This is a genomic window from Silvibacterium sp., from assembly GCF_047605705.1.
Taxonomy (GTDB): Bacteria; Acidobacteriota; Terriglobia; order Terriglobales; family Acidobacteriaceae; genus Silvibacterium.
In genome coordinates, this window is the sequence record NZ_JASGFD010000050.1 from 1 (window position 1) to 20657 (window position 20657).

At 56.3% G+C, this 20657-nt stretch carries 15 protein-coding genes; 6 read left to right on the forward strand and 9 right to left on the reverse strand.

Going from position 1 to position 20657, the window contains the following annotated elements; genetic code table 11:
- Together QM649_RS16025 and manD are read left to right on the forward strand one after the other, a co-directional pair.
- On the forward strand, window positions 1-696 hold a 696-nt coding region (locus QM649_RS16025; RefSeq protein ID WP_415200068.1), incomplete at its 5' end, for an SDR family NAD(P)-dependent oxidoreductase.
- 38 nt (window positions 697-734) lie between these two features.
- Window positions 735-1943 carry a D-mannonate dehydratase ManD gene (gene manD, locus QM649_RS16030; RefSeq protein ID WP_415200069.1) on the forward strand — a complete coding sequence of 403 codons (1209 nt, stop codon included), beginning with the start codon at window positions 735-737 and terminating at the stop codon, window positions 1941-1943.
- Between the two features lie 33 nt (window positions 1944-1976).
- Here the strand turns inward: manD and QM649_RS16035 are convergent, their stop codons facing one another.
- From QM649_RS16035 to QM649_RS16050, 4 genes are all read right to left on the reverse strand, one after another.
- Window positions 1977-2846 carry a hypothetical protein gene (locus QM649_RS16035; protein WP_415200070.1) on the reverse strand — a complete coding sequence of 290 codons (870 nt, stop codon included), beginning with the start codon at window positions 2844-2846 and terminating at the stop codon, window positions 1977-1979.
- On the reverse strand, window positions 2812-3600 hold the full coding sequence (locus QM649_RS16040; protein ID WP_415200071.1) for an SAM-dependent methyltransferase: 789 nt from the start codon (window positions 3598-3600) through the stop codon (window positions 2812-2814). The genes QM649_RS16035 and QM649_RS16040 overlap by 35 nt, the downstream gene beginning before the upstream one ends.
- A 28-nt stretch (window positions 3601-3628) precedes the next feature.
- On the reverse strand, window positions 3629-4798 hold the full coding sequence (grrM, locus tag QM649_RS16045; RefSeq protein WP_415200072.1) for a cyclophane-forming radical SAM/SPASM peptide maturase GrrM/OscB: 1170 nt from the start codon (window positions 4796-4798) through the stop codon (window positions 3629-3631).
- Between the two features lie 64 nt (window positions 4799-4862).
- Window positions 4863-5372, reverse strand: a complete 510-nt coding sequence (locus tag QM649_RS16050) for a hypothetical protein (protein WP_415200073.1) — start codon at window positions 5370-5372, stop codon at window positions 4863-4865.
- A 1339-nt stretch (window positions 5373-6711) separates the two neighbouring features.
- Here QM649_RS16050 and QM649_RS16055 point away from each other — a divergent pair.
- The gene (locus QM649_RS16055; RefSeq protein ID WP_415200074.1) at window positions 6712-9009 is read left to right on the forward strand and encodes a GH92 family glycosyl hydrolase; all 2298 of its coding nucleotides are present in this window, start codon (window positions 6712-6714) and stop codon (window positions 9007-9009) included.
- Between the two features lie 59 nt (window positions 9010-9068).
- Here the strand turns inward: QM649_RS16055 and QM649_RS16060 are convergent, their stop codons facing one another.
- The 3 genes from QM649_RS16060 to QM649_RS16070 form a co-directional block, all read right to left on the reverse strand.
- Window positions 9069-10550 (reverse strand): CehA/McbA family metallohydrolase, encoded by a 1482-nt coding sequence (locus QM649_RS16060; protein ID WP_415200075.1) that lies wholly within the window; start codon window positions 10548-10550, stop codon window positions 9069-9071.
- Between the two features lie 147 nt (window positions 10551-10697).
- Window positions 10698-14255, reverse strand: coding sequence for a carboxypeptidase regulatory-like domain-containing protein (locus tag QM649_RS16065; protein ID WP_415200076.1), 3558 nt, complete (start codon window positions 14253-14255; stop codon window positions 10698-10700).
- 122 nt (window positions 14256-14377) lie between these two features.
- The gene (locus QM649_RS16070) at window positions 14378-15517 is read right to left on the reverse strand and encodes a phosphatidylinositol-specific phospholipase C1-like protein (RefSeq protein WP_415200077.1); all 1140 of its coding nucleotides are present in this window, start codon (window positions 15515-15517) and stop codon (window positions 14378-14380) included.
- 200 nt (window positions 15518-15717) lie between these two features.
- Here QM649_RS16070 and QM649_RS16075 point away from each other — a divergent pair, with 200 nt between their 5' ends.
- Both QM649_RS16075 and QM649_RS16080 read left to right on the forward strand, forming a co-directional pair.
- Window positions 15718-16389 carry a TetR family transcriptional regulator gene (locus QM649_RS16075; protein WP_415200078.1) on the forward strand — a complete coding sequence of 224 codons (672 nt, stop codon included), beginning with the start codon at window positions 15718-15720 and terminating at the stop codon, window positions 16387-16389.
- 68 nt (window positions 16390-16457) lie between these two features.
- Window positions 16458-17672, forward strand: a complete 1215-nt coding sequence (locus tag QM649_RS16080; protein ID WP_415200079.1) for a CynX/NimT family MFS transporter — start codon at window positions 16458-16460, stop codon at window positions 17670-17672.
- Window positions 17673-17731: 59 nt separating this feature from the next.
- Here QM649_RS16080 and thiD read toward each other — a convergent pair whose 3' ends face one another.
- Window positions 17732-18568, reverse strand: coding sequence for a bifunctional hydroxymethylpyrimidine kinase/phosphomethylpyrimidine kinase (gene thiD, locus QM649_RS16085; protein ID WP_415200080.1), 837 nt, complete (start codon window positions 18566-18568; stop codon window positions 17732-17734).
- A gap of 155 nt (window positions 18569-18723) precedes the next feature.
- Here thiD and QM649_RS16090 point away from each other — a divergent pair, with 155 nt between their 5' ends.
- Window positions 18724-19230, forward strand: coding sequence for a septal ring lytic transglycosylase RlpA family protein (locus QM649_RS16090; protein ID WP_415200081.1), 507 nt, complete (start codon window positions 18724-18726; stop codon window positions 19228-19230).
- Between the two features lie 55 nt (window positions 19231-19285).
- Here QM649_RS16090 and QM649_RS16095 read toward each other — a convergent pair whose 3' ends face one another.
- On the reverse strand, window positions 19286-20479 hold the full coding sequence (locus tag QM649_RS16095) for a hypothetical protein (RefSeq protein ID WP_415200082.1): 1194 nt from the start codon (window positions 20477-20479) through the stop codon (window positions 19286-19288).
- Window positions 20480-20657 lie beyond the last annotated feature (178 nt).

The following is a 20657-nucleotide window of genomic DNA, read 5'->3' on the forward strand; positions in this document are numbered from 1 at the left end:
ATCGGGTTAGCGGAAGCTGGCGCCGATGTGGTCGCAACCTCGCGGCATATTGAGCAGGTGGAGCAAACGGCCGCAGAGATCGAAACGCTTGGCAGAAAAACACTCCGCGCTGCGAGCGACGTACTGCAACGCTCTACCCTCGAATCTTTACACAGGCAGGTCATCGATGCTTTTGGAAAAGCAGACATCCTCGTGAATGCGCAGGGCGTTACGCATAAATCGCCCACTCTTCAGGAAAGCGAACTGGAGTGGTCTCGTGTCATCGAGACCAACCTCACCGGCACACTCCGAAGCTGCCAGATCTTTGCGCCCGATATGGTGAAAGTAAACTACGGACGCATCATCAATATTGCCTCCCTCGGCACCTTCGCAGGCTTCAAAGAAGTCGCCGCCTACTGTGCAAGCAAGGCTGGCGTCGGATCTCTCACGCAAGTTCTCGCGATTGAACTCGCTCAATCTGGAGTGCGGGTCAATGCAATCGCTCCCGGAGTCTTCCCTACACCGCTCAATCGCGCACTCGTGGAAGGGACAGCGAGAGGCAGCGAACTTAAGATGCGCACGCCAATGGGCCGCTTCGGTGAAGCCAAAGAAGTTGTAGGGACCGCCGTCTATCTCGCCTCGGAGGCAGCCGCTTTCGTGACCGGCGAAATCATCGCCGTGGACGGTGGATTTCTTGCCAGCGCCGTCAATCAGTAAATCTGATGCCATAGATACCACCGGAAAGGTAGTGCTTTTTGAAGATCACAGACGCGTATGTGAATATCACCTCGCCTGGGCGAAATTTCGTCACTCTCAAGATTGTGACGGACGAAGGCATCTATGGGCTCGGCGACGGAACGCTGAATGGGCGTGAACTCGCTGTTGCCGCTTATCTCACCGAGCACGTGATTCCCTGCCTCATCGGACGCGACCCATTTCAGACAGAGGACATCTGGCAATATCTCTACCGCGGTGCTTACTGGAGGCGCGGACCCGTAACCATGTCCGCAATCGCAGCCGTCGATGTCGCGTTATGGGATATCAAAGGTAAGGCGCTGCAAACGCCAATCTACAACCTGCTCGGCGGTCGAAGCCGCGAGAGCGTCATGGTCTATTGCCATGCCTTCGGTAAAGACGTCGGTGCCGCGTTGGAGGACGTAGCAAAGCATAAGGAGATGGGCTACAGAGCCATCCGCGTGCAAAGTGGTGTACCTGGACTTAAGTCCACCTACGGCGTGGGGAAAGTCGCAGGACATTATGAGCCGGCAGAGCGCGGCCTTCCCACGGAATACGAGTGGGAGACCGAAGCATATCTGCGCTCGGTGCCCCCGCTATTTTCAAAGATGCGCGAGACTTTCGGTGAGGAGCTCCATCTCCTGCATGATTGCCATCACCGTCTTACACCCATAGAAGCAGCACGGCTAGGCAAGGAACTGGAACCCTTTCACCTCTTCTGGATAGAAGATCCCACACCTGCCGAGTTACAGGAGGGCTTTCGCCTGATTCGTCAGCACACCACGACGCCGCTCGCGGTCGGTGAAGTATTCAATTCGCTCTGGGATGCGCATGAACTGATCCGCAACCAGTGGATCGATTACGTGCGCGCTACTGTGGTGCATGCAGGGGGGCTCACGCACCTGAAAAAACTTGCCGATTTCGCAGCGCTCTATCACGTCAAGACCGGCTGCCATGGAGCTACCGATCTCTCACCCGTGAGCATGGCTGCCGCACTGCACTTCGGTCTTGCGGTTCATAACTTCGGGATCCAGGAGCACATGCCACACTCGGAAGAAACGGATGCTGTCTTTCCACACCAGTATTCCTATCAAGACGGCTACATGCATCCAGGAGACAAACCAGGGCTCGGCGTCGACCTCGACGAAAAACTCGCGGCACACTACGAATATCAACGCGCCTATCTGCCCGTGAATCGCAAACAGGATGGCACACTCACAGACTGGTAGATCGCCTGCGTTCGTCCCAAGCAACCAGCGTTGCTAGCGCGGAATAGGACCGTACATGTTTTCTCTGATCGAAAGCGACAGATCAGGAGCTACAGCTGACTCGGTACTGCCATCGTGAATGATTGCCTCGGTGGGCGCAATATATGCCTCACCAGGCATGAGCTTCAATCGGAAAACTGCGTAAGAGGGGCAATGAGACAGAAACAGCCGTCCTATGTCCGTACATCCCAGTGTGGAGCGAAAACCGGGAAGACCCCGAACTGTGTCAGCTATCCGCTGAATCGTCAATCCGACAAAAAGAAAATAGCGTGGCTCTGAGCCAATGTTCAGACATATGCGTATCGGCGCAAGATGACGACTCCTAAGCGGCACCATGCTCCAATTATCGACATGCATTCCAACAAATCGGCCCTGCGTCGGATGAGTGGTGACGGTCCGCAGGCCGGCTGGATTCACGCGAACTCCACCCAGAACCCCTGCATTACCCGACAAGCCTAAACCATAGAGGTCTCTTGCACACTCGGCGAAATGACGCAGCGACTGCGCAGGTGTTTTGGCGGAAACCGACTGCAGAACTCCATCGAATCCTTTCGCATCAGCAATCGTCCTCAACTCCTCAAAGCTGTCGAAGATGAAATCAGGTGGTCGAACGATCCGGATCGTTCGCGCTCTTCGTTCTGGAGAATAGCCCTTAAGAAGAATGCTGCGATCTTTAGGGGTAAGCTCCCCCCATGGACCGGACGGGACTCTCGCCTCCGCATAGTAATCATGCGAAGAAGCGATCTCCGTTCCACAGCTTCTTTGGATACGCCCGTTAAGACCCGCTCCGGGGAGATTCACCACGACGTCCGATTCGTAGTCTGCCGCTTCAGGCCATTTTTCCGGAGTTGCCATTGTTTTCAATCTTCCGGTGTTCTTCAAGGCGCGGCACAAACAGGCTCGCTCCAGCCAGCACCTCTACAGGCACATCCGCTAACCGATTGAGTTCCACCCAGGTAATCTGCGGTGGTTGTGTGATCGAGGAGGAAGAGCGGACTACAGCACATGGATGCTCGCCCGGAAAGAACTTAAGTAGATGATCACGTAGCGGAGATAAGTCTGGCCTCGTATTGCGCAGCGTGATGTGAGCTCTGTCAGAGAGGAAGACCGAAATCTGCAGCACGACCAAAGCAACTGAGGGGACAAGCGAGATACCACGTCGAACCAGACCAGTCGCGTCGTAGACGGCCAGCCCGCTCGCCGGATCATAAGCAACTTCAGCAAGCAGCGTATCCAGAGAAGAGATAGCCGGCACGACAGTGAAGCGCCAATTCCGCGCTTGCGCAGCTTTCAGCAGTGCTTTTGAGACACTATCGAAAATCATTGGATGGCCAGGTGTCAGCCAGGCGATGGGTAAGGAGCTTTCGGCTTGCTGAAGCACAGCTTCCGTTACATCACTGTAGTTTTCAGAACGAATTCGGCCGTCCTGATATAGCGGCCATAAACTAATGCACTTACTACGAATGTCCTCCGGCAGATTGCTTAGCCTCTCGGCAGGAAGATTGGTACATATGCAGCGGCAGACTGACAGGCTTTCAATCGTCTGTACCGTCAGATGATCCGGGAAGGCGACCCCGGCTCCAAGCAGGAAAAGATCAACTTGCTCTGAAACACTCACACGGCTCTCCCTGAAGGCTGGTTTGTGTTCATTCGGCGCAGCATGCATGCATCGCATGCTGTGAAATAATTGGGCGGGCCTGACGACGCTCCAGGGCATCGAGCATTACATCTGCAACCGCCTGCACGTGGAATCGGCAATGCTCCGTCTCAGTACCATCAAAGGTACCCAGCTCCGCGAGCTTATTGCTCGGATTCCCGCCGCCGCAGATAGCAAAATATCCGCAGGACTCTTTGCACTTCTGCACTCCGGATTGGACTGCCTGATAGGCGAAAATAAACTGCGGATTCGCCATCAGGTCGGCCCAGGAATCCCTGTGAACATTCGCCCACTGAAATTTCCCGTAGAGCGAGTGATTCTGGCCTAACAATTCCGGTGACAGTGTAGAAACATTCCCATGTACATCGATGTTGACAATGGCCCCAGGATGATTATTCGCGCGCATCACCGTACTTCCAACTGGAGCAGTCAGATGCCGCTGCATATCATCGAGCTCGCGTACGGGCACAAATGGCCCTTTCTCTCTCAGTTCAGCAATGCGTGTGTAGAACCGCGTCGCGAGTTCGCGCGTCGCTGCTCCGGAGAGTGAGGATCGCTCATGCGCACCCTCCACTTCTTCAATGTTGAATGCGAGTTGAGACGCACCAAGAGAAGAGAGGAAGTTCCAGACCTCCTCGGCACGGCTCAAAGCAGCCGTCGTAATGACGGAGATGACCGTAAATGGGACCTTGTGCTCACGTAGCTTCGATATACCATGCATGCAGCGGTCGAATGTCCCCTTGCCAGAGCGGTCAACTCGGTACGCATCATGTACGTCTCTCGGGCCATCGATACTAACCCCGACTTTGACCGAAGCGCTTTGGAATAACTCGCACCATTCGTCGTTAATCAGTGTTGCATTTGTCTGCACCTGATGCTGTACCGGAAACGAAGGCGCGGCACTTGCAAAGTGCTGGAAAGCGTCCCGATAAAAAGCAGTTCCTACAACCAGCGGCTCGCCTGCATGCCATACAACTGGAAGCGTCTGTTTTGCGAGAGGCAGCCTCTCGATAAAACGCGCGGCTGCTTCCACCGTCGACATTTGCATGCGTGTCTTATCCAGCCGATCCCCCAGATAGCAATAACGACAGTCGATATTGCAAAACGGCGTTGGCTGGATAATCAGCAGCCCAAGCGGAGCTGCCTTTATGACAGGCATGCTCCGCGGGGCTTCGAAGCTGTGGACGGGCGCGAGTATGGTCAGAGGGCTTGAGGTAAGCATGTCAGCAACCATCGTCGAAGTCGCCGAAATCACCGAAGTCGCCAAAATCGGAAAAGTCACTGAAGTCGGAGAAATCACTGAACTCGTTAAAATTACTAAAATCGCTAAATTCGTTGAAGTTACTGAAATTATCGAATGGAACTCCGGAGCTGGGAACCAGGACCACGGTATAGTCGTCATAGCCATTGATATCTACATGGCGTAGTCCCACCGTCGTATTCGTGCCGGTGTTATCAAGCCAGCATTGATCGAATGCAGCCGGTTGCGAAATCGTAGCTGTCGGACTCGCGCCTGCCCAGTAAGAGCCATCGGTCGCATAGGCATAAAAGTACCAGTTGACGCTGAGCTTGCTGGTTTGAAGAGTTCCGTCCCAGACCTGCACGGTTTGGCCTGGCATCGCGTTATACCAACCGGCCTTTCGCCAGGGATTGGAACAGGTGGTGTCATAAAAGAGAACGCAAACGGAGACTTCCGCCGTCGACGAATAGGAGTTCTTGAAATAGAAGGACATTCGATACCTCCTACAGGATGTGGTTGTAGCTTGAGTGAGGGTTGGCTTCGGGCGTGGGGAGTCAACCTTGGATCATCACTTAGCGATGTGACCGATCCTACTTAGTGATTCTTCTTTTTCCGGTTTCGCGCAGTAGGCGGAGGTGCAGCTCTCTCGCCCCGCTTCGAAACAGAAAGAGAATCTGCAGCCGGAGATTTGGAGCCTGGGTCCAACTGACCACTGACACCTTCAGCAGTTGCTTTCGCTCCACTGGAAGGCTCTGGACCTGACTTTGCCTCCGACACAATCACCTCGACTTCGGCATTCTCAGAGAACGGTGGCGGAATAGGAATAGACGGCGTCAATTCCACTCTGCGGGCTCGATCCGCGTGGGGCAATTTGGCAGCAAGTAGCTGTCGCCCCTGAATTGGGCGAAGCAGACCGGTGGAAGTCTTTACCTGAGAGCCTTGATGTCCGCTCGGACCGGCTGTAGGCGCATAGGTCGCAAAACCGTGCATTCCCCCCGTCATAGATCCCCCCGTCGAAGCCGAAGTTATAGTTCGTCGCGGGGATGCTGAGACAGGTTTTGAACGCTCTGCTGACGGAAGATTGCCAGCAAGCTTCGGACGCGATCCCGTAGTCGGGCCACTGCTTGGACTATGCGCAGCGTACCCGGCCATCAACTTGCGGTTAGAGGACTGAGGCTGAGGTCGCTCGGAATTAGGACTTGTCGTCCTGGGGCTTTGTCCACTCTGAGCGAGGACCGGACTCCGAGAAAACGACCTCCGAATAGCATCGATCCGGGATCCAACATCAGGTCGATTCAAACTTGGCATGGAACCTCCCACTGATCGGCCGCCCGCGCAAATCCTGTGAAGGATCTGGGCGAGGAAACTACATGAGATCGAGCTGGAGGGGCCGGAGGAAACACCCGAGACCAATATTCGGCCCACCTGGAGTGCCGAAACCGTATTGCAGATGCGCCAGCCATGTCAAGAAAAAAAGCACCTATCCAACACAGGATGCAAGATAAAGATCCAGCTATAAGTCTGCTCGCATACTGCCCTGAGTAGGGCAAACACCACAGGAGGCGCAGCATAATTCAGAAGCTCTCATTTCCGAACAAGACTGAATAGCAGAAAGCCTGGAACACTCACCCCTCGTTTCAACCACGGCACTCATGCACCGAACAGCTGGTCTCAGCAATTAATAGCCACAAGGTCTTTGATGGCAAACCGTTGCCTTCCTTTAACCAGAGGATCGTATACCTATACCTGGAGAAAGATATCTTCACAGCTCTTAGAGCTGCACCCAGGAAAGGCAACTGGCTGTATGCCTCACAGCCAGATCGAGGATCAGAATGCAACGCATTTTCTGCCGTAAGCCGCAATTTTTACTCGCCACCATCATGTTGGCGACAGTTTCAGCAGGGACGAGTGCCTGGTCGCAGACGACGAAACGACCGCCATCTGACCCTGCTCATAACGTGGATCCCTTCATCGGTGTCGATTGGGGAGGAAACACATTCGTCGGTGCGGCCATTCCGTACGGCATGGTAAAAGTCGGCCCGGATATGGAGAGCATTGATGGGCGCCATTCCAGCTTCGGTTACTCTAGCAGCGGTTATATTCTCGGCTTCTCCCATCTGCATCTCAGCGGCGCCTCGGGTAAGTACGGCAACATCCTCGTTGCACCGGTTACCGGACCACTCAACATTACCGACACCAGAACGCCGCGCACGGATGAGGTTGCGCAGGTCGGTTATTACTCTGCCGAACTCACGCGCTATAAGGTGAAAGCGGAGATCACCAGCAGCCGGCGCGTCGGCTTTCACCGCTATACCTTCCCTGCCTCGGCACAGACACACATCGTCCTCAACGTAGCCTCAGCCTTGAATCTAGGAACTGGCGGGGAAGCACAGCACTTCCTTGGTGCCGAAGTGCATGTCCTCTCCGACCATGAGGTGCAAGGCGTTGCACGCTTTGCTGGCGGCTGGAATCGCGGTGGCGAGTACCGGGTTTACTACGCCATGGTGCTCGATACGCCCGCAAGCAGCGTGCAAACCTGGACTGGTCCGCAACTCTCCTCTGAAAAGAACGCCGCTGTTGTTGCAAATACATCGATCGGAGCTTCTTTCAATTTCGTCACGCGACGGAATCAGGTCATCCAGGCCAAGGTAGGCATCTCTTTCATCAGCGCGGAACAGGCAAGGCAGAACATACAGAGTGAAATCCCTGCGTGGAACTTCGATGCCGTCCATGCTCAATCCAGGGCTCTCTGGAACAAGGAACTCTCAAAGCTGAGCATGACTGGCGAGACGGCATCGCAACGGCGGCAGCTCTACACCGCTATGTACCACGTCATGTTGATGCCCACCGATCGCACCGGAGAAAACCCCGACTGGAATTCGTCTGAACCGTACTATGACGACTACTACTGCATCTGGGACACTTTCCGAACATCGAGCCCACTGCTCACGCTGATCTCACCCGACCGGCAGCGCGACATCATCCGCTCTCTGATCGACATCTATCGACACACCGGCTACATGCCCGATGCACGCAGCGGCAACGATAACGGGCGCACGCAGGGAGGTTCGAATGCCAACGTCGTCATCGCCGATGCCTTCGTCAAAGGCTTGAAAGGCATCGACTACGACACAGCGATTGCCGCCATGCAGCACGATGCAGAAGTCCCTCCTGCAGATCCGCAAAAAGAAGGCCGTGGAGGCTTGAAGGACTACAACCAAAAGGGCTACATCACACTCGCAGACGAACGCTCCGGCTCACGCACCATGGAGTACAGCTACGATGACTTCGCGATTGCCGAGCTGGCCTGCCATCTCGGAAAGACGAACGATGCAGCACTCTACAGCAGCCGCACCCATAACTTCGAACACCTATGGGACAAAGACATGACCGTCGAAGGCTTTCATGGCTTTCTGCGCCCGCGCAACCCGGACGGCAGTTGGGCCGCGCCCTATCTCGTTGTGCGCGGTACCTGGCCTGACTTCTTCTACGAGGGTGATATCTGGACCTACTCACTCTATGCACCGCAGGATATGCGCAGGCTGATTGAGATGGCCGGCGGCATCGAGGCCTTCGTTCAGCGGTTAGATTGGACATTCCTGCGCGGTCACTTCGACGTAACAAACGAGCCCGGCTTCCTCATGCCCGTACTCTATAACTATGCCCTTCGGCCGGATCACAGCGCCGAGGTCGTGCATATGTTACTGGAGAAGGCTTTCTCTGATACGCGTGCAGGCATACCCGGCAACGATGACTCCGGTGCAATGTCGAGCTGGCTGATTTTCTCAACTCTCGGCATCTTCCCCGTCGCAGGGCAGGATGTCTATCTCATCAGCACACCCAGCCTCCCTGATGCCTCTCTCTCGCTCGGCAACGGAAAGAAGCTGCGCATCATTGCAAAGAACTTCGACTCGCAGGGTCTTAACCGCTTCGTGCAATCGGCCACGTTGAATGGCGTCGATCTGCCGAATGCATGGTTTCATCACGCACAAATCAAGGACGGCGCAACACTCGTACTCACCATGGGCTCAATACCGTCACTAACATGGGGCAGATCGGTACCACCTCCTTCGATGAGCGATCCGGGGTTTCAGCTTTGCTCTTCGCCCGTGGACTCATCGGCACACTGAAGAAACGACTGACTAACAAGGCTGCTGCATGAGGAGAACAGCGCGGCAGCCTTTGTGTTTCAGAAATTCAGATACACAGGATTGCCCAGCACATCGAGCCCTCCCGTCTGATCATGGATCTCCGCCACAACCCAGTGCCTCTTACCATCGCTCTTCCACTCTGCCGAAACCTGTTGATCCGATGTGGTCAACAGATCGGCATCCATCTCAAGCGGCGTGATTCCATCGACCAGCAGGCGCACGCGGTCGGCCCCGCAGTGCATAGCATGCGCCGTAATATGCACGGTCTCACCGTCCTTGGCTGCCAGGACGTCCCCCATCGCAGCAGTTCCATTGCCGTCCGTAGCATGCACTTCGAGGATGCGGTCGGGCGAGCCGGTGAGATCAATGAACACATGCCCTGCGCGAATACCCTCAAGAATTGCGGCAACGGAAAGATCCCTGGCATACACCACCGTGGTTGGGCTGCCAACAGAGCCGGGATGTTGCAGCGCCCAATCTGAACGATGATTGTCACTCCCTCCGATCGCCGTCGGGCGATAACCCGCTTCAAGCTGCGTCTGCCAGAATTTGTAACTCGGAAAGTAGCCTTCTCCGTCGCCCCCGTTAATCACCTCGACGGCAGAAATCAGGTGCATATCTACAGGAGGATTTGGTTCCCACCGGCATCCACGGCAGACTTCCCCGCCGGGTTCGTCTGCATGATTGATGGAGAGAATACCGCCCAGCTCCTGCGCTTGCCGGGCTAGCGCGCTGGTGTCCGGCACCGCATTGTCCCCCACGTGATAGTCAAGATAGCGCATGGTGCCGTAGACATTCGTGTGGCCAGCAAAGGTCGTAACCTCGCGGCCCGGGATAAAGAGCAGCTTATCGAAGTAAGGTTGTAGCTCGCGCAGGGAATTCGATTGCGCAGTTGAGTTATGGTCGGTCACAGCAATAAAGTCCAGTCCTCTCTTCGCGGCTGCTTCCACCGTCGAGAAAACAGGACAAGGCACCATTCGTCCGCTCTGGCTCGCACAGGTGCCGTCGCTGTGCGCAGTATGCATGTGCAAATCGCCGCGATACCAGCGCGCCCCTGTCTCCAGAGGATGCTCCGTAAACGAGCTGTCATCGATCGAGCGATCGAAGCGGATATCCGCCTCATAGGAAGACGTCATTCCCTTTCGGATGTTTGAGACCCCGAAGGCCAGCATCCACACCCCTGCAGGAATCGCACCGGGCAGATATGACGGCGTGGCATCGCTCTCCCCGATAGTGAAGTGATTCTTATTGCTGCCGCTGGTGCCGCGAAAGCGAACCGGGTCCGATATCTCGGTATTCAGTACCGTCTGCTTTTCGCGGTCTGTGTAATGGATTTCGACCGTAATGCGATGCACGCCGGCAGGCACGGTAAATGGCAGCCGGATGAACTGATGATTCTGCGCGTCGTTCACCGTGCCTTTCAGAATCACCTGTGGCTTATCGGACTGCTGTTGTTCAAACTCCTGTCCAGCAGCGAAGGCCGAAGACGCAAAAAGCGCAATGGCGCACACACGTTTCATCCAGAACAAAGAACCATTCCCCTTTAACTCAATGGTCTTATACCAAGAGCAAAGAGCGCATTGTCAGGAAACAATGCGCTCCGCTCACACGAACCGTGAATCACAGCTGACAGCGGCCAAAGCCTTTCGTCAGCCTGGCTGGATTAATTAGAACTCGAGCCGCATGGAAACCTGGCCGGTACGATTGCCTCCGAAATCCGAACCACGCGACGATGTGATCTTACCGAAGTTAGCGTTGGTGATGTCCAGTTCCGGATCGTTGAGGTTGGTGTGGTTCAGCACGTTGGTGAAGGTCGTCTCCGCTCGCAGGCTTACCTTATCCGTAAGTGCGACCCGCTTGCTGAGCCCAGCCGACCAGTTCACCGATCCAGGTCCCTCGATGTCGCCGACCGACTCATTGCCGAATCGGCCAATCGGGTTCGAAGTCACGCCAACACCGCAGGCGTTGCCCGCATAGGACGTAGCCGTATATCCCGAGTCACTCGGGCAAGCGAATGATTGCGGATTCACCCACTCGTTGCGGTTACGGTGTACAGGCCTGATTTTGCCGATCACGTCAGGATGCTGATCGCGCCCATAGAGAATGCCGGAGCCGGTACCAGAAGGATCGGCATCGGTGCTCGGAATATACGCCGTCAGGTAAGGACCGGTCTGCCACAGAAAGATGCTACTCAGCTGCCACCCGCCAAACACCGCATCCTCTGCCTTGTTCATGTGCGCGCCGAACTGCTTATTGTGCCCGAATGGCAATTCGTAAACACCAGTCGTGACCCAACGATGACGACGCGTGCCGTAGACGTTGCCGAAATCGAGCCCGCGATCATAGAGGTATGTGGAAACACCACCAACATTGCTACCATTTTCCGCAGCAAAGCCCGTCGATACCGGTCCCTGGTTGTCCGCTAGGTTCTTCGCCCACGTATACGTCGAGTCGAAGGTAAAGCCGTGCACAAAGCGATGGTTCGCTTCCATCTGCAGCGATTCATACGTCGCCTGCGCGCCGGTCTGCCGGTCATTCACCTCGCCCCAGTTAGGAAAGGGACGATCTGTCAGCGGGCGCTCCTCAGCCGGCGTCGTCTTCGAATACGACATGTCATTCAGGTTCGGAGCCCACACCAGGTCGTCGGTCTTCATTGCGATATACGAGATGCGCGTGCCGATATCGCCCTTGAATTCGTGATCGACTGAGAGGTTCCACTGCATCGAATACGGGTCTTTCCAGTTGATCTCGTTCGCGGTGCCGAAGCTGGCCGTGCCGTAATCCGGCGTATTGGTAGAAGAGACAGGGCTCGTCTGCGGCCATGCATAGTCGAGTGCGCCCGAAGAGTTAATTCCGTTCTGATAAACAAGGGTCGCGGCCTGGAGCGTATCTGTCATCGAAAAGAAGATGCTGCCTAGCAGTGTGGTGTTATATACGCCGAAGCCACCACGGACCGCCGTCTTATCGTCATTGAAAGGACGCCAGGCAAAACCGAAGCGCGGCAGAAGACGATCCTTCACTGACTTTCTCAGGCTGTTCGGCAAGTGCGCCTGGCTATTCGAGAGCACTGGCGTACAAGCAGCATACGATGTCGTCGACGGACCGTATCCGCATGCGTCAAAGCTTGCGAGGAATGTCGAATCGAGGAGGTTCTGATGTCCATCGGGATAAATCACAGCGCCGGTCTGAGGATTGCTCGGATCGAAGTTGCCGATCGCCCCGTCCACATCGTGATATGCCGGATGGTATTCGTAACGGATACCGTAGGAAAGCGTTAAGGTCGGCGAAGCCTTCCACTGATCCTGAACATAACCGGCGTAGTACACGGACTTGCCGTCATTCTGCGGCGTGAGGCCGTAATACTGCGTCTCAGCAGGAACGCCTGAGAGGAAATCCGCATACTGTGCAGTGGGATAGTTGTTGCCAAGCAATGCGCCCGCAAAGTTTCCAGTGAAGATGAAGACCGAGACATTGTTAAGATCGGCTGTGCCAAGTGTCGTCAGAGACTCAAGCGCGCGAATATCGGCTCCGAACTTCACCGTGTGCGTTCCCTTGCTCCACGTCAGATTATCCGTGTACTGGAAGAGATGGCTCCGTGATGTCTGATTGATATTCCCCGCTGCAAGTGTGGTGAGATTCGGGAAGTAAATCTCCGTCATGCCATCGACCGGATAGTTGGTCCCCACGGAATCGAAGCCTGCAGCATTGGTATAAGGAGCTCCATCCAGAGCATTCTTCAGGCCATTGCGCTCATAGGTGAAGCCGAAGCGGAATTCGTCCACGAGGTTAGGCGTAATGGTGTAGACGAACGAGCTGGCAAGGATGCGGTAGTTATCGAAATCCGTCACGGAAGAGATATTCAGATCCTGCGGATCGAGTAGCGTAATGTCCTTATACGTGTACCGCGCGAAGGCCTGCAACCTGTTGCCGAAACGATGATCGATACGCGCATCCCCCTGGTTGGAGTTATAGCCGCTGTCTCGGTTCGCAGCATAGTTATAACCAGGACCAGCTTCCGCTGCTTCAACCGTCTGATAATTACCGACGTTGGGCAGAGGAAAGAACTTCAGAAATGGGTTCGCGGAGGCATTGATCGGGCTGACGATGTTGTTCGTGTAGGCTCCGCCGGTAAACGCATCGTACAGCGGTCCGTCAGGAACTTCTTCACTGAAGTTGCCTTCCTGCATCAGCTGCGTGGGCACCAGATCCTGGATCGTCGACTGCCGGGGAAAGCGGAAGCCTTCATAAGTACCGAAGAAGAACGTCCGATCATGACCATCGTAAAGGTGCGGAAGAATTAGTGGCCCGCCCACGCTGGCGCCAAAGTCATTGCCTATCTTTTGAGGCTTCTCCGGCTGACCATCCGCATTGACTGCGGTGCCGTATGCAACTGCATCGAGCGCACGATTCTGGTGGTACCAGAAGAGCGAGCCATGAAACTGGTTCGTACCGCTCTTGGTCACCGTCGTGACCTCGCCTGCTTGGCCAAACTCCGCATTGTTATCCACGCCATCGACACGAATTTCCGAGACCGATTCCGCGGAAGGAAACGCATCGGAAAGCGGCGTGTTGTTTCTCATACTCTGTGTCGAGATACCGTCGACCGAAGTTTCCGTCTGAAAAGGCTGGCCGCCCTGTACCGAGAAGTTGATTGTCGGCGCGCCATTTGCCGTGGGAGTCGTCGTTCCCGGGCCGGTGTCAGGCTGCACGCCCGGCAACGTCTGGATCAGGTTGAGAGGGCTGGTGCTGCCGCTGGCACGAAAGTTCGCCGGCAGACTCATCACGCTCTGCGTATTCAGCGTTGCCGAGATCGATGGCGTCTCTGTCTCGATCGCACCCACCGAGCTCGCGTCCACGGTCACTTCCTGATGAGCCGAACCGAGCGCCAGACTCACATCGACGCGTAGCTGCTGGCGAGCAGAGAGCTGCAAGTCTTCGACGAGCTTTGTCTCGAATCCCTCTCTGCTGGCCTGCACCGTATATTTGCCCGGCAAAAGGCTTGTCGCTTGGAAAGCGCCGGCACGATTGCTCACAGAGCTGACCGTCGTGCCCTGATCCGTATTGGTGATCCGAATCTGGACACCAGGCACCACGGCACCGCTTGGATCGGTAACCGTTCCAAGAATGGTGGACTGCGTAGACTGCGCAAAGAGAACAGGCGCAACAAAAAACAGGGATACAGCTGCGAGACGGCCAATGTAATGGCGCATCAACAAACGCATCATCTTCCTCCAGGAGAAACAGGGCAGCAAACAAACTTGAAAATCTGAACAATGCTCGCATTTTTACTTAAACAAGAGGTGAATAACAGAACAACAAACCACGCGGCTTATGCGTCGTTCTCGTTCTACCTATGCCCTTCAAGCTCCGAGTCCACGCAACCCGCCGGCGCATTGACCGGATTGCAACGGACGACAACATCGCCAGGAAACACTACGGAATACTTCGTCCAGCGTGAGGGCTCTCCGGGCGGGTAGTCACTGCTGATCACCTGCGCTCCGCTCTGCATCACTTCGTCGCGCCTGCGCGTATCGTTTGTGCGCGCCTCCACCGTGTCCGCATCGGAGCGCGTACGCACAAGGTAGCCCTGCCGTACCAGCGTATCTATCTGCTCTGCGCTGCTCTCGTTCTGCTCCACAAAGGCGGCATCGGGCGCCCCGGGATCAGAGTTGGTAAAGAGCACGCGCCCCCGCAGTCCAGCATGTCCCTGCAGATAAACCGGTCCCACCGGCTTTTGATCCATCAGGAAAATCACCTTCCCGCGCGCTTCTCTCAATGTCGGCCAGCCATGCTGCAGGATCGCCTCGTTGAGCGTCGCATACGAGCCGCGCACCTGGTCAGGAGTGATCAACTCATCCCAGGAAAAAACAGAGCGAATCTCCGCGTCCAATGAGTCAAAGACCTGCGGCGTAAAGGCCTCTGGCCTGGTCCAGGGCAGCTTGTCGTCGGGGACATCCTGCTCGGTCTCCACAAGGATGAAGATTGGCGCATGTCCCGGATGGGACTGGGACCACTGCCTGACCACACGCAGGCAGGCAACAAACGGCTGGCAGTTGCTCACATAATCGATGTCCTGCACATGCATCACCTTGAAGCCCGGCTGTAGCATCTCGCCATGCGAATAAGGAGCGGGATCGGCAGGCAGCCCCGCATCTGCGACCATCTTTGGCCCGAAGGGATGCGCATACAGACCACCCTTGCTGTCCGCATAGATATCCAGCTCAATCTGTCGGACACCATGATCCAACTGCACCTCGAGGGATGGATGCGAGTAGTCGAGCTCGCGGAACACCTCGGGATTCTTCTCTGCGAGCAGCTTCCCAATGCCCGGCAGCAGGCCTGCGTGGTAGCTGTTGTGCGAGCCGATCACCTGAATCTGGTTGATGCGTACTGAAGCATCGGAGGCCTGAGCAGCCATCGCAGCAGGCACTGCAGCGCCGAGCAGAGGAGCAAGGGCGATTACGGCTGTCATAGACCGATGAAGCAAGGAGATCTCCTTCCCGCGCAATGCTCATTTTTCACAAAAATGAGCATTGCTCGGATTATCCTAGACGAGGCTGGATTCAGAGCATCCTTGCCGGAATGAATTTTTCTTGAATCCTTCCTTGCAGCACCCTGTAACAGCTACTTGTAAACGCAGGCCCACGGAAGGATAGAGAATCTGTTGCTGGATACTAGATCGAGACTATGACCGAAACCGTGAAGCCGCGGAGGCTGCCATCGCAGGATCGCAGCAAAGCAACCGTAAATCAGATTCTTCTGGCTGCCGAAACGCTGATTGCCAGGAACGGCACCGGCGGACTCAAAATGAGAGAGATTGCCGAACACGCCGGGGTGCCCATCGGCTCTCTCTATATGTACTTTCCCAATCGCGAGGCCATCATCCGGACGATTGTCGATCGTTATTCGCAGCTGATCGAAGCCGATCTCACGGCGCGTGCGGCAAAGATCAGGACAGCCCAGGAACTCATCGCTCTGATTGGCAGCATCGTGGACGATTACTACAAGTTCCTCCGCAGCTCCCCGTCACTGATCAACCTCTGGACCGGGTCGCTTTATAACCAGACTCTCTCGGAACTGAGTATTGCTGACAGCCGCCGCACGGCCGAGATTCTTTGCCATGCATCCAGACCGCTCCTCCCCCCACGGCAAAGGCAACGCGCGCTTCCCTGCTTCCTGGTATGCGTCGACACCATCGGCAGCATCGCGAACCTGGCCGTCTCCCTATCCCCTGAGGAAGGCGATGCCGTAATCCTGGAGCTGCAGAGGATGCTTGTCGCGCATGTCACAGCGCTTTTCGGTACAGATGCTGCATCATCGGCGAAGAAACCGGCTCCAGCCAGCAGAAAAAGGCCTTAGCCCCTGTTCATGGCGCTTTGAATGCCCGCGGATACACTGATAGCTCTCGTCTCGACCTGTGGAATGGCATGGCTGAAGTGTTTCGTTCGACAAGCCGTGGATTGACGATTGCCAGTTATCTCCTGGCAATCGCGCTAACGCAGTTCTTCAACTACTTCTTTGCACCTCTGCTGCCATTGCTGGCCCAGCGCTATCACGTCACTCTGGACACCGCAGCCTGGACAGTTCTCGTCTTTCCCCTATCGAGCGCGGTCATTTCCGGCACCGCCGGAGCCCTTGGTGATCGGATCGGCTTCTTCCGCAGCATTCAAGCCGGACTTGCCGCCATCGCGCTCTTCGCATTGCTGCGCGTCTACAGCGGCACCATTGGATTATTGATCGTGTGCCAGCTCGGTATCGGCCTTAGCGTGCCTTTTGTGCTCGCTCCCGTGTCGAGCTTTCTGGCAGCGCACTGCAATGAGAAGGAAAGAGACCGCTTCACCGGCCTGTGCACGGTCTGCCTGTTTGCAGGCATCGGGCTATCGTTTTTTATTGCGCCGTGGCTTGTACAACACGTGAACTACACCGGAGCGATGGATACGCTGGCGATCCTGGCGATTGCAGTATTCGCGTTCTTCACCTTCTCTGGCGCAGCTGGTTCCTCCATCGCACCAGACCTTACGATTCCGCACTCGGTTCCGGGATTTCGCATCCTGGGTAACCGCAATGTCGTGCTTCTTTGCCTTGGAGGCTTCCTCGGGCAGGGCTGCTTCAATGCAATCGTCACGTGGATTGTGGCCATCTGGCAGGAGCACGGCCTGTCTCCACAGGCCGCAGGACTGGCCACCAGCATTGCCATCTTTTCCGGGATCGCTGGATCATTGATTCTGCCGCCCGCTCTCGACAGGTTTTTGGGAATGCGCAGAGGATTCTTCTTCTGTGTGCTTCCTGCCGCGTGCCTGGTCTACCCTTGCCTCTTTCCAGACAGCCCCCTGCTCGGATTCGTTGCCTGTGCCCTCATCGGTTTCTTCCAGTTTCCCACTCTTGCGATGGCCTTCAATCTACTCGCCCGGTCCGTACCTATCGAGCGCACGAGCTCGGCCGTCGGGATCTACTGGATGACAAGCAATCTGGGAATTTTCTCCATTAGTTATACGGCGGGCCTCATACACCATCTCGCAGGTTGGCACGCCGCGGCCTCTTCTATATTTCTGTGTTTGGCCTGCCTGCTGGTTACCATCCCCTTCTTGCGCGATCCTCAGCAAGGAGCACCTGTTTCCACCACTTGCAATGGCGCCGCATAGCGCAAGCAGAGACCCAGGTAAGCCTTTGCAGCCTTGAGAAAGGTGGGCCTAATACGCCCTCAATAGAGGCCGCCATCCCTGGCAACATCGAAGGCATAAAGATGATGCAGCGGTCCGCGGCCCCGGCCTACCGGATAGGCAGCCAGCATTGCCTCGCGCACATAGGCTTTCGCGGACTGTACCGCTGCCGCATCCTCAAGCCCCATCACCACCCCGGCCAGCAGCGAGGACGAAAATGCGCATCCCGTCCCATGCGTCGCCGTCGTCTCGATGTGTTCGCCCGGAAACCACCGCGCTCCCTGCTCAGCCGTCCAGAGCAGGTCATTCGGAGGATCGGCCTCTCCGTCCGTCGCTACCACCCTCAAGCCGGGATGCCGGCCGACCAGCGCCTTCGCCGCCGCAAGAACCTCCGCCTGCGGCTCACCGGCTGAGGCCGCCAGCATTCCAAGTTCCGCCACGTTCGGCGTAACCCAGCCGACGAGCTCCAACAGGCGGCTTTCCAGCAGGCGCACGCCTTCCGCGTCCAGCAATGCCCTTCCCGAGCTTGAACGGATCACCGGGTCCAGCACCACGCTCCGCCGCTCGACTCCGGCGCTGGCCAGGAAGTCGACGACAGCCTGAACATTCGCTGCTGCTCCCAGCATGCCGATTTTCACTCCGGCAATCGGCCCATCCTCGGCAAGGCACGCCAGTATCTCTGTCAGTGTCTGCGCGGCCACCGGCTCCACCCGCCGCACGCCTTGTGTCGACTGCACGGTAAGCGCCGTGATTGCCGACACCCCGTACAACCGGTGCGCAGCAAAGACCTTCAAATCTGAAGTGATTCCAGCGCCCGAAGACGGATCGAAGCCCGCAATCGACAGCACCACCGCCCGGTTTTCTTCTCGCTGTCTCATCCGATTTCCCTCCTCTCCACTCTACGGCCAGCCCGAAATCAGGCAAAAGGCCTAGCACAGCCCGTCAAGCCCGGTCAAGAAAATCGTACAAATAAAGGCTTGCTTTTCTTCAAGTTATCGGTATTTTAATTGGGTAAAATAGAACCCGGAGGAATATGGTTTCTATCGATAAAACAAAACTGAAACGCTCCCGACGCTACGCAGTCCTGGCCGGTGCGGCCATCGTAACCGCCCTTGGCCTACCCGGCACACAGACCGGCAACGCGCAACAGACGCAGGTTCAACCTGCACAGAAGCCCCAGGCTCCACAGCACCACTGGTATCAGATCGGCCGCGCTTCCTGGTACGGACGGATTCTGCAGGGTCACCCGACAGCCAGCGGTGAAAACTACGATATGAATGGGCTTACGTGCGCCCATCGCAGCCTTCCTTTGGGATCGCTGGTCCGCGTCACCAATCTCACCAACCATAAGTCGGTTGTGGTGCGCGTCAATGACCGTGGTCCGATGCCTGAGAATCGCATTATCGATCTCTCTTATGCTGCAGCACATTTCCTTGGTTTCAACGGCACCGCCAAAGTGCGCGTCGACCTCGTCGACAATACCGCGCAGCTCGCACAGGTGCTCTTCCCGCTCAATCCCACTCTCCAGCACACGCGCTGAGAGCCGAGTGAAGCCCCGTACCGCGGTACGGGGCGGCGGAAGCCCGCAGCTTTTCCTATCTCCAAGCGCTTATCGCCTCAGTCTGCCTCGATGCTTGCGTCTTGAGTTGCGTCCCGGACTCGTACAGCGAGAACAGCCATAGTAGAAATGGCGTCGCAGCAGTGGACACTAGCCCCAGGCCGTACCAGCCGTCCAGGGTGAACGGCGCAAGGAACCACGAGACAATTCCCGGAAAGCCCAGCATCACAACCATCGACAAAGCCATCAGCAAGTAGATCTTCGGCCTGGTCAGCGACAGGAAAAAGCCGGAACACGCGATCAAAAGTCCGAGAACTGGCAGAACGATGGCCGCATGATACGACTCCGGAATCATATCGAGCTTGTGCGTCACATGCAGGGGCGCGAACTCCGCTGGGTTATACAGGTAGAAGGGTATGGAGAACGCGAGCGCCGTTCCTCCTGAGACAGCGGCAGTTCGGATAGCGCCGGTACGCAGCCCCTTCTGCCACAAGTAAGCCACCACCAGCGGCAACGCGATGATGTACACAGGCCGCGAGTCCATGGCGAGTCCAAGGAAAACCTCGGCCGCGACCTGTACCCAGAGGGCAGAACGCCGCTCCTGCGCCGCAATCACCACGCCCATCGCCACGCATACATACACTTCATTAATAAAGAAATCGCCACCGACCACAAAGTCATCCAGCGTGCAGGTCGAGGTTCCCAGCAGCAACAACACATAGATCAGCGCCGTCGCCTTCGAGCGGAAGAAGCTCGCTGCAAATGCCAGCAGAACCCCGAGCCAGAACAGGTTCTCCAGCCCGACTGTGTGCAACAGATAAAAAGGCACCGCCAGCAAAACTGCGCCCGGAAGCGGCGTCACAGGATTGCCGAGGAAAGTACGCGCGCTGTAGATGTATTTCCCATACAGCAATGCCTCTGCGGAAACGCGGAGCGCATCGTCGCGATCCGACCCGGCGCCTCCCATCACGTGCCGGTGAGCGAGCGGAAACAACACAGCAAACGCGACAGCGAAGAGCAACCATGGAAGCAACAGCCACCAGCCATGGAATGGCGGCTCTCTTAGATTCCGCCAACGCAGCCAGAGCATTGCTGCCGTTATCACACTTGCCAGAAAAGCCGCGAAGACCCCTAGCCCGAGTCCGTGAAGATGCTTCGTCCCCTCCGAGAGTCCACTCAGGCTGAGGGCGATCACTCCAAGCACACAAAAATAGTCGAGAGGCCGGAACATAAGCCCCTTCGATAGGCTGCCGCTCACTGGCACTCACCTCACTGGCGGAAAGAATGAATAGAGAATTCTTCCGCTAGCATACACATAGGCCCACCCTTTACGCCGCGTTCCTCAGTCCGCTGCGTCACGTGTACCTATCCCTCTGCCGGGCGTGACAAAAGCTCTAAGATATAGAGCG